Genomic DNA, 13,321 nt, shown 5'->3' on the forward strand with positions numbered 1-13,321 from the left:
CGAACAAAATCGATAGTACGATCCACCGATTAGGTAGATTCGCTGTCCTGACCCGATTGGGTTAGAAGGTGGGATAAACCTCTATGCCTATGCGCCGAATCCGCTGGGTTGGATCGACCCTCTTGGTCTAAGTTGTTCTCCTACATTTAACCCTCAAAAGAAATTTAAATATAAAGAGGGAGAGATGTCAGTTATGAAGCATATTTTAAGTGGGCATGCTAAAGATGCACTCCAGGAAAGTACAAGTAAATTCTTAACAAATAGTCCAAAGAAAATAACTAAATATATCAATGAGGCTTTAGAAAAAGGGACTTTATCTTCTAATGGTAAAGAGCTGATTTATAAATTTTCCAGAGATATAGGAACAAACCTTGATGGCAAGACAACAAAAACAATAAAATTATTTATTGACTCAAAAGGTTGGGTAAGAACAGTATTTCCTTTATGAATGAAATAAAATTAGAGGCGAAACTATGAAAAAACACACATTAGATGCGTTAACTGAATCAATATCTAACAGTGAAAAAATAAAAAAAATAATCATCAACAATATTCTGATGGAAGAGAGTAAAGAAATTAGATTAAATCTTGTTTACATTACTTATGATTTTTCATCTAGGTGTGTATTAATAGAATATTATGCTGAGGATAATGAGTATCCGGATGTAGAGATGAAATTTGATGATTTAATTGACTTTGTTAAAAAATAACACTGTGAACCGGAGTCGCTATATTAATTAATCCGTATTTTTACAAGTTTTCTTTTTATTAAAATAGAATCAGCAGTTAGGTAATAAGTTTATTAGTTTCAACAGTAATGTAATACCCTAGCAGCTTCCGCCCGTCTGCACTGCTGACGCAGCAGGAGGGGGTACGCAGCAGCTACCACTACCACTGTGACCCGAACGGTGCGCCGGTGCGCCGGTGCGGCTGACCGATGTGCAGGGCGGGCTGGTGTGGTCGGAACAATGCGGGGTCTGGGGTGAGCCGGGGGTGGTGCATGCAGACCGGGTGGCCAACCCGTTGCGCTTCCAGGGGCAGTACTTTGATGTGGAAACGGGGCTGCACTATAACCGCTACCGCTACTACGATCCGCAGACCGGGAGCTATATCAGTCAGGATCCGATTGGTTGTTGGGGAGTGAGCTTGTGGAAGACCCATTAATGTGGTTCTGCTTACCGGGCTTAACCGCTAAAAATACTATCGCCGTTTTATCGCCGCTGTAATGTAAGCAACAAAAAAGCCACCGTGAAAGGTGGCTTAATCGTATGATTCTAAATATAAATTCTGGTGGCCCCTGTTGGGTTTGAACCAACGACCAAGCGATTATGAGTCGCCTGCTCTAACCACTGAGCTAAGGGGCCATGCGGCAAGGATTATACGGTAGGGGATAGCGCAGGTCTACAGGCAGAATGTTGTGTGGTGCTTTTATACACAGCTGTAGCCTGTTGTAATTGCTGACGGATTTTGCGATAACCAACGCTATGACTTGCTAAGGACCGTCGACATTATGGAACTTCTGGCGCCCCATCTGCGGGTGGTGTTTTGTGGCATCAATCCCGGCCTTTCTTCCGCCCACCGCGGCTATCCGTTTGCCAATGCCAGCAACCGTTTCTGGAAGGTGATTCATCTGGCGGGGTTTACCGCCCGCCAGCTGGCGCCGGAGGAGTGGCAGCAGCTGCAGGAATACGGCTGCGGCATTACGGCGCTGGTTGCGCGTCCGACGGTGGCGGCCAGCGAGTTGGCGCGTGAGGAACTGCGCCATGGCGGTGAGGCGTTAAGCGATAAAATTCTGCGCTGTCAGCCGCGCGCACTGGCGATTCTCGGCAAACAGGCGTTCAGCGATGCCTTCGGCATCCGCAAGGTGAGCTGGGGGCGACAGGCGCTGATGATTGGCGATACCGAGGTGTGGGTGCTGCCTAATCCCAGCGGGCTTAACCGTGCGACGCTGGAGTCGCTGACGGACAGCTATCGTCAGCTGGCGTCGGCGTTGGAAAACAGATAATAAAAAACCCCGGCATGCCGGGGTTTTTTTATTTACATGGACAGATTAGTCGTCCAGGAAGCTGCGCAGCACTTCAGAGCGGCTCGGATGGCGCAGCTTACGCAGCGCCTTCGCTTCGATCTGACGGATACGTTCGCGGGTAACGTCGAACTGTTTACCCACTTCTTCCAGCGTGTGGTCGGTGTTCATATCGATACCGAAACGCATACGCAGTACTTTCGCTTCACGCGCGGTCAGGCCAGCCAGCACGTCGTGCGTTGCGGAACGCAGGCTTTCCGAGGTGGCGGAATCCAACGGCAGCTCGAGGGTGGTGTCCTCGATGAAATCGCCCAGATGTGAATCTTCATCATCACCGATCGGCGTTTCCATGGAGATCGGCTCTTTGGCGATCTTCAGCACTTTGCGGATTTTGTCTTCCGGCATCAGCATGCGTTCAGCCAGCTCTTCCGGCGTCGGCTCGCGGCCCATTTCCTGCAGCATCTGGCGTGAAATACGGTTGAGCTTGTTGATGGTCTCAATCATATGCACCGGAATACGGATGGTGCGCGCCTGGTCGGCGATGGAGCGGGTAATTGCCTGACGGATCCACCAGGTGGCGTAGGTCGAGAACTTATAGCCGCGACGGTATTCAAACTTGTCTACCGCCTTCATCAGGCCGATGTTGCCTTCCTGAATCAGATCGAGGAACTGCAGACCGCGGTTGGTGTATTTCTTGGCGATAGAAATAACCAGACGCAGGTTGGCCTCAACCATCTCTTTCTTGGCGCGGCGCGCCTTGGCTTCGCCGATGGACATGCGGCGGTTGATATCCTTGACCTGCTCGATGGTCAGACCGGTTTCTTCTTCGATCTGGCGCAGTTTCTGCAGGCTGCGCTGCACGTCTTCGGCGACGTCTTTCAGCTTTTCCGACCATGGCTTGGCCATCGCCAGCGCGGCTTCAAACCAGGAATCGCTGGTTTCGTTGCCGGCAAACAGCGTGACGAAGTTTTTCTTCGGCATTTTGCACTGCTCAACGCACATCTTCATGATGATGCGTTCCTGGGTGCGTACGCGGTCCATCATGGTGCGCATGCTGTTGACCAGGAAGTCGAACTGCTTAGGCACCAGGCGGAACTGTTTGAAGACTTCGGACAGCTTCAGAATCTCTTCTGCAGACTTGGCATGGCTGCGGCCGTTGGCCTTGATCACCTGACGCGTCGCTTCGTACTGCTCGCGCAGTTCGGAGAACTTCTGACGGGCGACTTCCGGATCGATGCTGTTATCGTCTTCGGAATCGTCGTCGTCGTCATCATCGTCGTCGTCATCGTCCTGCTCTTCGGTCGACAGCTCAGAACCGATATGGGTGGCGGTCGGCGCAAGGTCCTCTTCCGCGTTCGGATCGACGAAGCCGGTGATCAGATCGGACAGGCGAGATTCGCCCGCTTCAACGCGATCGTACTGTTCGAGCAGATAGGTGATGGCCTCCGGGTATTCGGCCACCGAGCACTGTACCTGGTTAATACCGTCTTCGATGCGCTTGGCGATGTCGATTTCGCCTTCGCGCGTCAGCAGTTCAACGGTACCCATTTCACGCATGTACATACGTACCGGGTCAGTGGTGCGGCCAATCTCGGACTCAACGCTGGAGAGCACCTGAGCAGCCGCTTCTTCAGCATCCTCATCGGTGTTGTTTGAGTTTTCAGCAAGCAACAGGTCATCGGCGTCCGGCGCTTCTTCCATCACCTGGATGCCCATGTCGTTAATCATCTGGATGATGTCTTCGATCTGATCGGAGTCGACGATATCTTCCGGCAGATGGTCATTGACCTCAGCATAGGTCAGATAGCCTTGCTCCTTACCACGGGTGACAAGTAGCTTAAGCTGTGACTGCGGGTTTTGCTCCATAAGACGGTATCCACACTTCAGAGTATTTGGGTTGGTGTCGGTCGGCGAAACCGCCAACAATAGCATTTGGGGCGTTTTTGTTATTGCCGCGGCCCACTATGGCAGCATATTGCAGGGCTTTGCCCTCGCTTTTAGCGGCACTTAAGCCGTTTGGTATTCAGTTTTTCTTCGCTAACGCCAACTGTAATGACCACAGTTCCTGACGCTCTGCTGTATTCAGGCCGTGGGTTCTGTCACGGGCAATCAGCTCTTCCTGCCGCTGTTCCAGCACTGAGTCGTAAAGATTCGTTAGCGTGTCAATAAAATGTTGTTCAACCATATCCTCAACGATCATATGGTTCCATGTGGCCAGAGTTTCAAGCTGCTGGCTGAATTTGTTGTCGCGATACAGCTCCAGAAGCTGCCCGGTGGTCAATCCCGGCTGCGACAAGCAGGTTTGCACCAGTTCGACAAACAGCGGCAGGCCCGCCTGCTTGGTCTGCTCCAGCCCGTCCAGCGACGGCACCAGCGCGGCGAGCTGCGGATTTTGCACCAATAACCCTATCAGTATACGCATGGTTGTGCGTTTTAGCTGGGGCGCCTGATAAGTATTGGCGTTTTCAGCCTGTTTGGGCATCAATTTGTCGAGCTGGCTGTCATCCAGCAGCCCCAGCTTGTTGCCAAGCTGCTGGCGCAGATAAAGACGCAGCGTTTCGCCGGGCACCTGGCTAATCAGCGGCAGCGCCAGCGCGCTCAGCTTGGCGCGCCCGTCCGGGCTGCTCAGGTCAACCTGCGGCAGCAGAGTTTCGAACAGGAAAGTGGAAAGCGGCTGCGCCTGCTCCATCCGTTGTTCGAAAGCTGCCTTGCCCTCCTGACGCACCAGCGTATCCGGGTCTTCGCCGTCAGGTAAAAACATAAAGCGCAGCTGGCGCCCGTCATTCAGATAGGGCAGCGCGGTTTCCAGCGCGCGCCAGGCTGCCTCGCGGCCGGCCCGGTCGCCGTCATAGCAGCAGACCACGTTGTCGGTGGCGCGGAACATCAGCTGAATGTGTTCCGCCGTGGTCGAGGTGCCGAGCGAGGCGACAGCATAATCGATGCCGAACTGCGCCAGCGCCACCACGTCCATATAGCCTTCCACCACCAGCAAGCGCTGCAGCTGCTTGGGGTGGCTCTGCTGTGCTTCATACAGGCCGTATAACTGTCGGCCTTTATGGAATACTTCGGTTTCCGGCGAGTTCAGGTACTTCGGCATACCGTCGCCGAGTACGCGACCGCCGAAGGCAATCACCCGTCCGCGTTTATCACGGATAGGGAACATGACGCGTTCACGGAAACGGTCGTAAGAACGCCCTTGATCGTTAGTCACCAACATGCCGGCATCGTTCAATGCGGTGCGGCCGTCGCGCTCGCGACCAAAACGTTTTAATGCGTTATCCCAGCCGGCGGGGGCGAAACCGATGGCGAAATGGCGGATAACGTCGTCACTTAAGCCGCGCTGCTGCAGGTAATCACGCGCCTGCTTGCCATTCGGTTGATTCAGTGACTGTTGATAGAACGTGCTGAGCTGTTCCATCAGTTGATAAAGACTTTGCCGCTGATGACGTTCGATCTGGGTTGGCCCGGAGCCTGCCTCATAAGGCACTTCCAGCCCGTGCATGGTCGCCAGTTCCTCGATGGTTTCGACAAACTCAAGCCTGTCGTAATTCATCAGGAAGTCGACGGCGTTACCGTGCGCACCACAACCAAAACAGTGATAAAACTGTTTTTCGCCGTTAACGGTGAACGAAGGCGTTTTCTCGTGGTGGAATGGGCAGCACGCGTGATAGTTTTTGCCCTGCTTCTTCAGCTTCACCCGTGCGTCGATCAGATCGACGATGTCGGTGCGCGCCAGCAAGTCATTGATAAATACACGCGGGATTCGTCCAGCCATAAGCCTCGGTTCGTGCCTATAAACGAGAACAAGCCGCGCATTCCTTTCGGAAAGCACGGCCTTCGTATGCAACTACTCGGTCTGCGTGTTCTTGAGAAAGAAAAAATCACGCGGCGGGGTTACCCCCGAAGGATTAATACAGACGAGTGCGGCGTGCGTTTTCGCGAGCCAGTTTCTTCGCGTGACGTTTCACAGCGGAAGCTTTAGCGCGTTTGCGTTCGGTAGTTGGTTTTTCATAAAACTCACGACGACGAACTTCAGCTAAAACGCCTGCTTTTTCGCATGAACGCTTGAAACGACGCAGAGCAACGTCAAATGGCTCGTTTTCACGTACTTTAATTACCGGCATGTGCCTCTCACCTCAATAGAATTCGGTTTGCTGCTGGCCAAGCGCCAGCCTTTTCAAAATGGTGCGGAATTTTACTCCAATGGATGCTGCTTTGTAAAGCATCAACTCAAAGAGAAAGCCGTCCGCCGGCGGGCGCTATCCGAATCAAGCTGCGCAATTTTGCGTCGGCCGCTGATTATAGACTAATCAGAAAAAAATGCCCGCTTTTAATTGCCGACACATTTTTCGAGAGAATCAGCGACATAGCATCACGGCGACGGCAAAGCGCCCACGGCTGGCAGAAAATCGCGGCGATTGTGCTAAACTGGCGGCCGCACGTGAATGATGGGAAAGGTAATGCGAGTACTGGGTATAGAAACGTCCTGCGATGAAACCGGAATCGCAGTGTATGACGATCGGGCCGGTTTATTAGCCAATCAATTGTACAGCCAGGTGAAGCTGCATGCCGATTACGGTGGCGTGGTGCCGGAGCTGGCGTCACGCGATCACGTGCGCAAAACCGTGCCGCTGATTCAGGCGGCGTTAAAGGAAGCGAACCTGAGCGCGGCGGATATTGATGGCGTCGCCTATACCGCCGGCCCCGGCCTGGTGGGCGCGCTGCTGGTCGGCGCCACCATCGGGCGTTCGCTGGCGTTCGCCTGGAACGTGCCGGCGGTGCCGGTGCATCATATGGAAGGCCACCTGCTGGCGCCGATGCTGGAAGACAACCCGCCGGCGTTCCCGTTTGTGGCGTTGCTGGTATCGGGCGGTCATACCCAGCTTATCAGCGTGACCGGCATCGGCGAATATACCCTGCTGGGCGAGTCGATTGACGATGCGGCGGGTGAAGCGTTTGATAAAACCGCCAAACTGCTGGGGCTGGACTATCCCGGCGGGCCGATGCTGTCGAAAATGGCGCAGCAGGGGCAGGCGGGGCGCTTTACCTTCCCACGGCCGATGACCGATCGTCCGGGACTGGATTTCAGCTTCTCCGGCCTGAAAACCTTTGCCGCCAACACCATTCGCGGCAACGGCGACGATGCGCAAACCCGCGCCGATATCGCCCGCGCGTTTGAGGATGCGGTGGTGGATACGCTGGCGATTAAATGCAAACGCGCGCTGGAGCAAACCGGCTTTAAGCGTCTGGTGATGGCCGGCGGCGTCAGCGCTAACCGCACCCTGCGGGCGAAACTGGCCGAGATGATGCAAAAGCGCGGCGGCGAAGTGTTTTACGCTCGTCCGGAGTTTTGCACCGACAACGGCGCGATGATTGCCTATGCCGGCATGGTGCGGCTGAAAAACGGCGCCAATCCTGAACTGAGCGTATCGGTGCGGCCGCGCTGGCCGCTGGCGGAGCTGCCGGCGGTATAAGCCGCAGGGATGCATCCCATAATGCCCCTCGTTACGCTAGGCCCGGGTATCTCGGGCCATCAACGACTTTGTTATCAACCTAAACAGGGGCCGGATAATCCGGCCCCTGTTTATTGTGAATCTTCCGGCTTGTCGGCGTCCGCCGCATCATCGCCTTTTTTCTTGCGGAATTTCTTCCATATTTTCCCTTCCTGCCCGCGCCACAGGCGTTGGATATTGTCGTGATGACGCATCAGAATCAGGCAGGAGAGCATCGCCACCGGGAAGGTAAACTGCGGTTTGAACCACCAGACATAGAAGGGCGCAATCAGCGCGCTGACGATCGCCCCCAGCGAGGAGTAGCCGCTGAGCAGCACGGTCAGCAGCCAGGTGCCGGTCATCAGCCCGGTCAGGTCCCAGCCGATGGGGGCAATGGCGCCGAAGGCGGTGGCGACGCCCTTGCCGCCGCGGAAATGGAAGAATACCGGATAGATATGGCCCAGGCAGGCGGCAATCGCCGTCAGCCCCAGATAGAGCGGCGGCACGTTGAGTTTATACGCCAGCCATACCGGCAACATCCCTTTCAGAATGTCAAACACCAGCACCGCCGCCGCTGCAACGCGGCCGCCGATACGCAGGACGTTGGTCGCCCCGGGGTTTCCTGAGCCATGCTCGCGCGGATCTGGCAGCCTGGCGATCCGGCAAACCAGGATCGCGCTGGAGATGGAGCCACACAGATACGCGAAGATAATCATGCCAAGCGCGGTAGCACTCATAACGCGGTTCCGTTTAATAATGGTCGTTTTAATCTCAACATCTATGGATAATACGCATATTCCGCTGGAAGTGGTATCCGGCAAGGCCAAAAACAGAGAATGACGTGATGGATATCGTATTTATTGAGGAACTTACCGTAATCGCCACCATTGGCGTTTATGATTGGGAACAAACGATTCGCCAGAAGCTGGTGTTCGATATCGAAATGGGCTGGGATAACCGCAAGGCCGCCGCCAGTGATGACGTCAACGACTGCCTGAGCTATGCCGATATCAGCGAAGCGGTGATCCAACACGTTGAATCCGGGCGTTTTGCGCTGGTGGAACGCGTGGCAGAGGAAATATCCGAAATATTACTCCAGCGCTTTAAATCCCCATGGGTCCGTATTAAGGTCAGCAAGCCGGGCGCGGTGGCGCAGGCCAGCCGGGTTGGCGTTGTGATTGAACGAGGCCAGCGTCCGGCGTGATAAATGTCATGCTGATGCAACGAAAGGCCGCTAACGTGGTCTGAAACGCAGAATTGTTTTAGCGGCAATGTCTTAAGCACTGCCGCTTTTTTATGTTTATAGCGGAAGAATTGTGGGGTAAGCGCGCACATGGCGGACATGCATTCACTGTTTGTGGCATTTGTTCTTGGGGTAGTAGAGGGATTAACGGAATTCCTGCCGGTGTCTTCAACCGGGCACATGATTATCGTGGGCGAGTGGCTGGGCTTTACCGGCGATAAGGCGAAAACCTTCGAGGTTATCATCCAGTTAGGTTCTATCCTGGCGGTGGTGGTGATGTTCTGGCGTCGTCTGTTCGGCCTGATCGGCATTCACTTCGGCGGCAAGCCGGTGGCGCACGAAGGGCATACGCCGGGCCACCTGAAGCTGACTCACATTCTGCTGGCAATGGCGCCGGCGGTAGTGCTGGGGCTGCTGTTCCATGAGGTGATCAAATCACTGTTCGAGCCGAAAAACGTGATGTATGCGTTAGTGGTCGGCGGTGTGCTGCTGCTGACGGCGGAGTGGCTGAAGCCGAAAAAACCGCGCGCGGTCGGGCTGGACGATATCACCCACCGTCAGGCGTTTATGATCGGCTGTTTCCAGTGTCTGGCGCTGTGGCCGGGTTTCTCGCGCTCCGGGGCGACCATCTCCGGCGGCATGCTGGTCGGCGTCAGCCGCTATGCGGCTTCCGAGTTCTCCTTTATCCTCGCCGTGCCGATGATGATCGGCGCCAGCGGTCTGGACCTGTACAAGAGCCTGCACTTCCTGACGCTAGCGGATCTGCCGATGTTTGCCGTCGGCTTTGTCACCGCCTTTGTGGTGGCGCTGGTAGCGATTAAAACCTTCCTGACGCTGATCAAACGTATTTCGTTTGTGCCGTTTGCCATTTACCGCTTTATCGTTGCGGCGGCGGTATACGTGGTGTTTATGTAAACCGCAGGTCGACAGTCGGTAATAAAAAACCCCGCACTGCGGGGTTTTTTTATGGCCGTTACGGCTGGGGCTGCGCCGCTTTCCAGGTTGCCAGCGCCTGCCGGCGGCGGCGCTGCACTTCCTCGCGAATCGCCGGGCCCTGCAGGCCGCTGGCCACCACTTCTTTGACCGATACGTCGTTGGCAACCCGATAGGCTTCCCGCAGGTAGTCACCCTGCGGGTACGGCTGCTCCTCAAAACCGGTGCGGCCGCGCGCATCGGCCTCGCTGGTCAGAATGATTTGCTCCAGCCGCTGCGGTTTACGCCAGACGTCGATGGCGTCAAACAGCTTGAGCAGCGTTTCCGGCCGCAGCTTATTTACCGTATGGATGAGATCGTGATATTCGGCCACCAATTTGGCCAGATCGCGCAGCGGGTTCGGCACTCTCAAGCGCTGACACATGGCCTCGACCAGACGCACGCCGGCCGGGCCGTGGCCGTGATGGTGCGGCCAGTATTCTTTGGGCGTCAGCCCCTTGCCGAGATCGTGACACAGCGCGGCAAAGCGCACGTCAATCTCCGGGCTGAGTCGTGCGGCGAGCGCCAGCGTCATCAGCGTATGGATGCCGGTGTCGATTTCCGGGTGCCACTTCTCCGGCGCGGGGACGCCGAACAGCGCGTCGATTTCCGGAAACAGCACGCCCAGCGCATGGCAGTCGCGCAGCACCTGGAAATAGACCTGCGGGCTGCGGCTTTGTAACGCTTTCTCCGTCTCTTTCCAGACGCGCTCGGCGGTCAGTGACGCCAGCTCGCCGCTGTCGGCCATCTGGCGCATCAGCGCGGCGGTTTCCGGCGCAATGGTGAAGCCGAGATGGGCAAAGCGGGCGGCAAAACGCGCGACGCGCAAGACGCGCAGCGGATCTTCGCCAAATGCCGCCGAAACGTGGCGCAGCACGCGGGCCTTCAGATCGTCAACGCCGTGATAAGGATCGACCAGTTCGCCGTCGGTGGTTTGTGCAATGGCGTTAATGGTCAGATCGCGGCGCAGCAGATCCTCTTCCAGCGTCACATCGGGGGCGGCATGGCAGATAAAGCCGGTATAGCCATGGCCGGATTTACGCTCGGTGCGCGCCAGCGCATATTCCTCATGGGTTTGCGGGTTGAGAAAGACCGGAAAATCTTTACCGACCTGCTGGTAGCCCTGCGCCAGCAACTGTTCCGGCGTTGCGCCGACCACCACCCAGTCGCGGTCGACCACCGGCAGTTCCAGCAGGCTGTCGCGCACCGCGCCGCCAACCAGGTAAATTTTCACTGTCGTACTCCTGCAGTTAACACATTCACTATCAGATTACATGAATTGAGCGCGTGCTGCCGCGCCAATAAAAAAGGCCGCCGTGGCGACCTTTCAGGCTGCGATGAGGCGTTAGTTCATCCAGCGATTGTTATTTTTACGCCGTGGCAGCAGATGTGGCAACAGCAGGCCGAGCAGCAGGCCGATGCCGGCTACGCCGCCGCCGTACATAAACCATTGCAGAATAATGGTGCGCTGCTTGTCGTCAAGCTGCAGATTTACCGCGTTCACCTTCTTCTGGGCCACCTGCAGCTGATTTTTCAGCGCCTGATTCTCTTCCTGCAGACCGCTGATGATGCTGTCGCTGGCGGCAACTTTCTGCTGCATGTCTGCCGTGCGCTGGTTCCAGCTATTATCAATATTGGTCAGCTTGTCCGTCAGGGTCTGCACCTGCTGCTCCAGTTCCGGCACGCGGGTGCGCAGGCTCGGCGTATTACTGAGCTGGTTAAGCGGGATCCATACGGTACGGCCCTTGGCATCACGGATTTGCCCGTATTTGGTGCTGTCATTCACGCTGAGCAGCGTGACTTCATCGCCGGTATTCAGCGTGCCGACAATGCGGTATTGGTTGCCCGGGCCGCTGTGTACGTAGGTGTTCAGTTCATCGGAGATATAGCGTTTATCTTCGGCATGTGCGCCCCAAGTGATGCTGAGACTCAGCAGGGCGAGGAAAATTAGGCGTAATGTCTGCATTTTTTTCATCGTTTCTGTAGGAATTTATGGAACGATAGTAGAGATTCCAGTCCGTTGACGCAACGGGAAAACCGGAATGAGCTCGTCCTGAGTACTGCAAATTCCGCGGGTTGCGCATCGTTCTATAACATAACAGGTTTTTTCTGCACTCAACAGGGTTCAGAAGCGGGGAATCGCGGTAAGATAATTATTACCGCACGTCGCCGGACGGAGCAGGTTTAACACCGCATCCGCCGCGAAGAGCGACGCGAATACCTAACTTATTGGTGTAAAAATCTTATGACCGTTGAAATTGAACTGAAATTTATTGCCACGCCGCAGGCGGTTGCCGCGCTGCCCGCGCAGATGGCGGCCTGGCCGCATCAACACAGCGCGCCGCAGCGGTTAACCAATATTTACTTTGAAACCGCCGATAATTTCCTGCGTCGCCACGATATGGGGCTGCGCATTCGCGGCTTTGACGACCGGTATGAAATGACGCTGAAAACCGCAGGTTCGGTGGTCGGCGGTCTGCACCAGCGCCCGGAGTACAACGTCGCCATCGCTACGCCGGAGTTGGCATTGTCACAGCTGCCGGCGGATATTTGGCCGCAGGGCTGCGACGTCGAGGCGCTGCAGCAGCAGCTGCAACCGCTGTTCCGCACTGATTTTGTCCGTGAAAAGTGGGTGGTTACTTACAACCAAAGCCAGATTGAGGTAGGGCTGGATCAGGGTGAAGTGCGGGCGGGGGAGCTGACTGAAGCCATTTGCGAAATCGAGCTGGAGCTGCAACAGGGCAATACGCAGGACGTTTTGCTGCTGGCGGCCGAGCTGGCGCAACAGGGCGGGCTGCGTCAGGGCAGCCTGAGCAAGGCGGCGCGCGGCTATTACCTGGCGCAGGGCGCAGCGGCGCGTGAGGTTCGTCCTTTGCCGGTATTGCACGCGCCGGCCAAGGCCAGCGTTGAGCAGGGCATGATCGCCGGTTTTGAACTGGCGCTCGACCATTGGCAATATCACGAAGAGCTGTGGCTGCGCGGTGACGCAGCGGCGCGGCAGGCGATTGTGGATGCGCTGGTGCTGATACGCCAGACGCTGGTGGTGTTCGGTGGTTTGGTGCCGCGCAAGGCCAGCGCCGGGTTGCGCAGCCGCCTGTCCGAGCTGGAGCCGCTGCTGGAGGCGCCGGAGGCCGAGGCGCAGACGCTGTGCTACAGCCCGGTTTACCTACAGTGTAAGTTGGCGCTCACATCGTGGCTGGTCAGCGGCGCGTGGCGCGCGTTTATTGATGCCAAGGCGCAGGCAAAGCTGGATGGTTCATTTAAACGCTTTTGCGACATTATGCTGGGGCGCAGCGCCGCCGATCTGAAAGAGGGCTTTAACCGTCCTCTGAGCGACGATGAGTATCAGGAGCAGCTGCCGCGCCTGAAACGGCAGCTGGCGGCCTTGACGCTGCTGTCCGGCGCTTATGCCGATGAGGTGTCCGAACCTTATCTGAACGGCTGGCGCGAGCTGCTGGCGTCGCTGTCCGCGCGCCGTCAGGGCTGGTACGAAAGCTGCCGCAAACAGGCTTTATCTCATGCGCCATTTTGGCTAAACGGCGCGGTTCGTTAATTATTCAGGCCTGTCGCCGGCGGGCCGTTATCAGGGGC

Annotated in this window: 13 protein-coding genes, 1 tRNA gene and 2 pseudogenes; 9 read left to right on the forward strand and 7 right to left on the reverse strand. The window is 56.2% G+C overall.

The window, feature by feature from the left end; genetic code table 11:
- Positions 1-49: 49 nt before the first annotated feature.
- The 4 genes and pseudogenes from HF675_RS23740 to HF675_RS23910 all read left to right on the forward strand — a co-directional run.
- Positions 50-139: pseudogene (locus HF675_RS23740) on the forward strand (RHS repeat-associated core domain-containing protein); the annotation flags it as partial.
- A gap of 54 nt (positions 140-193) precedes the next feature.
- Positions 194-448, forward strand: coding sequence for a hypothetical protein (locus HF675_RS23745; RefSeq protein ID WP_255427326.1), 255 nt, complete (start codon positions 194-196; stop codon positions 446-448).
- 25 nt (positions 449-473) lie between these two features.
- Complete coding sequence (locus HF675_RS02785) at positions 474-710, forward strand: hypothetical protein (RefSeq protein WP_187044002.1); 237 nt, start codon at positions 474-476, stop codon at positions 708-710.
- 113 nt (positions 711-823) lie between these two features.
- Positions 824-1,140, forward strand: a pseudogene (locus tag HF675_RS23910) (RHS repeat-associated core domain-containing protein); the annotation flags it as partial.
- 148 nt (positions 1,141-1,288) lie between these two features.
- On the opposite strand, the gene HF675_RS02795 reads toward HF675_RS23910, so the two are convergent.
- A tRNA-Ile gene (locus tag HF675_RS02795) sits at positions 1,289-1,364 on the reverse strand.
- A gap of 146 nt (positions 1,365-1,510) precedes the next feature.
- Here HF675_RS02795 and mug point away from each other — a divergent pair.
- Positions 1,511-2,005, forward strand: a complete 495-nt coding sequence (gene mug, locus HF675_RS02800) for a G/U mismatch-specific DNA glycosylase (protein ID WP_111736329.1) — start codon at positions 1,511-1,513, stop codon at positions 2,003-2,005.
- 45 nt (positions 2,006-2,050) lie between these two features.
- On the opposite strand, the gene rpoD is transcribed toward mug, so the two are convergent.
- The 3 genes from rpoD to rpsU form a co-directional block, all read right to left on the reverse strand.
- Positions 2,051-3,889, reverse strand: a complete 1,839-nt coding sequence (rpoD, locus tag HF675_RS02805; protein WP_105232685.1) for an RNA polymerase sigma factor RpoD — start codon at positions 3,887-3,889, stop codon at positions 2,051-2,053.
- 157 nt (positions 3,890-4,046) lie between these two features.
- Complete coding sequence (gene dnaG, locus HF675_RS02810) at positions 4,047-5,798, reverse strand: DNA primase (RefSeq protein ID WP_105232684.1); 1,752 nt, start codon at positions 5,796-5,798, stop codon at positions 4,047-4,049.
- A 133-nt stretch (positions 5,799-5,931) separates the two neighbouring features.
- Positions 5,932-6,147, reverse strand: coding sequence for a 30S ribosomal protein S21 (rpsU, locus tag HF675_RS02815; RefSeq protein ID WP_001144069.1), 216 nt, complete (start codon positions 6,145-6,147; stop codon positions 5,932-5,934).
- A gap of 336 nt (positions 6,148-6,483) precedes the next feature.
- Between rpsU and tsaD the strand changes: the two genes are divergently transcribed.
- The gene (gene tsaD / locus HF675_RS02820) at positions 6,484-7,497 is read left to right on the forward strand and encodes a tRNA (adenosine(37)-N6)-threonylcarbamoyltransferase complex transferase subunit TsaD (RefSeq protein ID WP_105232683.1); all 1,014 of its coding nucleotides are present in this window, start codon (positions 6,484-6,486) and stop codon (positions 7,495-7,497) included.
- Between the two features lie 110 nt (positions 7,498-7,607).
- On the opposite strand, the gene plsY is transcribed toward tsaD, so the two are convergent.
- On the reverse strand, positions 7,608-8,252 hold the full coding sequence (gene plsY / locus HF675_RS02825) for a glycerol-3-phosphate 1-O-acyltransferase PlsY (protein WP_145961088.1): 645 nt from the start codon (positions 8,250-8,252) through the stop codon (positions 7,608-7,610).
- A 107-nt stretch (positions 8,253-8,359) separates the two neighbouring features.
- Here plsY and folB point away from each other — a divergent pair, with 107 nt between their 5' ends.
- Positions 8,360-8,719, forward strand: coding sequence for a bifunctional dihydroneopterin aldolase/7,8-dihydroneopterin epimerase (gene folB, locus HF675_RS02830; RefSeq protein ID WP_105232681.1), 360 nt, complete (start codon positions 8,360-8,362; stop codon positions 8,717-8,719).
- A 129-nt stretch (positions 8,720-8,848) separates the two neighbouring features.
- Positions 8,849-9,673 (forward strand): undecaprenyl-diphosphate phosphatase, encoded by an 825-nt coding sequence (bacA, locus tag HF675_RS02835; RefSeq protein WP_105232680.1) that lies wholly within the window; start codon positions 8,849-8,851, stop codon positions 9,671-9,673.
- A 58-nt stretch (positions 9,674-9,731) separates the two neighbouring features.
- Here bacA and HF675_RS02840 read toward each other — a convergent pair whose 3' ends face one another.
- Together HF675_RS02840 and HF675_RS02845 are read right to left on the reverse strand one after the other, a co-directional pair.
- Positions 9,732-10,964 (reverse strand): multifunctional CCA addition/repair protein, encoded by a 1,233-nt coding sequence (locus tag HF675_RS02840; RefSeq protein ID WP_105232679.1) that lies wholly within the window; start codon positions 10,962-10,964, stop codon positions 9,732-9,734.
- 111 nt (positions 10,965-11,075) lie between these two features.
- Complete coding sequence (locus tag HF675_RS02845; protein WP_105233531.1) at positions 11,076-11,696, reverse strand: TIGR04211 family SH3 domain-containing protein; 621 nt, start codon at positions 11,694-11,696, stop codon at positions 11,076-11,078.
- Positions 11,697-11,975: 279 nt separating this feature from the next.
- Here HF675_RS02845 and HF675_RS02850 point away from each other — a divergent pair, with 279 nt between their 5' ends.
- Complete coding sequence (locus tag HF675_RS02850; protein WP_187044003.1) at positions 11,976-13,283, forward strand: inorganic triphosphatase; 1,308 nt, start codon at positions 11,976-11,978, stop codon at positions 13,281-13,283.
- Positions 13,284-13,321: the final 38 nt, after the last annotated feature.

The sequence above is a fragment of the Serratia sp. JUb9 genome (genome assembly GCF_014298095.1).
GTDB lineage: Bacteria > Pseudomonadota > Gammaproteobacteria > Enterobacterales > Enterobacteriaceae > Serratia_B > Serratia_B rhizosphaerae.

What these genes read in the sequence shown, in the direction of transcription:
- HF675_RS23745 (WP_255427326.1), top strand. Translation starts at nt 194, where the DNA reads ATGAAGCATATTTTAAGTGGGCATGCTAAAGATGCACTCCAGGAAAGT.
- HF675_RS02785 (WP_187044002.1), top strand. Translation starts at nt 474, where the DNA reads ATGAAAAAACACACATTAGATGCGTTAACTGAATCAATATCTAACAGT.
- mug (WP_111736329.1), top strand. Translation starts at nt 1,511, where the DNA reads ATGGAACTTCTGGCGCCCCATCTGCGGGTGGTGTTTTGTGGCATCAAT.
- rpoD (WP_105232685.1), bottom strand. Translation starts at nt 3,889, where the DNA reads ATGGAGCAAAACCCGCAGTCACAGCTTAAGCTACTTGTCACCCGTGGT.
- dnaG (WP_105232684.1), bottom strand. Translation starts at nt 5,798, where the DNA reads ATGGCTGGACGAATCCCGCGTGTATTTATCAATGACTTGCTGGCGCGC.
- rpsU (WP_001144069.1), bottom strand. Translation starts at nt 6,147, where the DNA reads ATGCCGGTAATTAAAGTACGTGAAAACGAGCCATTTGACGTTGCTCTG.
- tsaD (WP_105232683.1), top strand. Translation starts at nt 6,484, where the DNA reads ATGCGAGTACTGGGTATAGAAACGTCCTGCGATGAAACCGGAATCGCA.
- plsY (WP_145961088.1), bottom strand. Translation starts at nt 8,252, where the DNA reads ATGAGTGCTACCGCGCTTGGCATGATTATCTTCGCGTATCTGTGTGGC.
- folB (WP_105232681.1), top strand. Translation starts at nt 8,360, where the DNA reads ATGGATATCGTATTTATTGAGGAACTTACCGTAATCGCCACCATTGGC.
- bacA (WP_105232680.1), top strand. Translation starts at nt 8,849, where the DNA reads ATGGCGGACATGCATTCACTGTTTGTGGCATTTGTTCTTGGGGTAGTA.
- HF675_RS02845 (WP_105233531.1), bottom strand. Translation starts at nt 11,696, where the DNA reads ATGCAGACATTACGCCTAATTTTCCTCGCCCTGCTGAGTCTCAGCATC.
- HF675_RS02850 (WP_187044003.1), top strand. Translation starts at nt 11,976, where the DNA reads ATGACCGTTGAAATTGAACTGAAATTTATTGCCACGCCGCAGGCGGTT.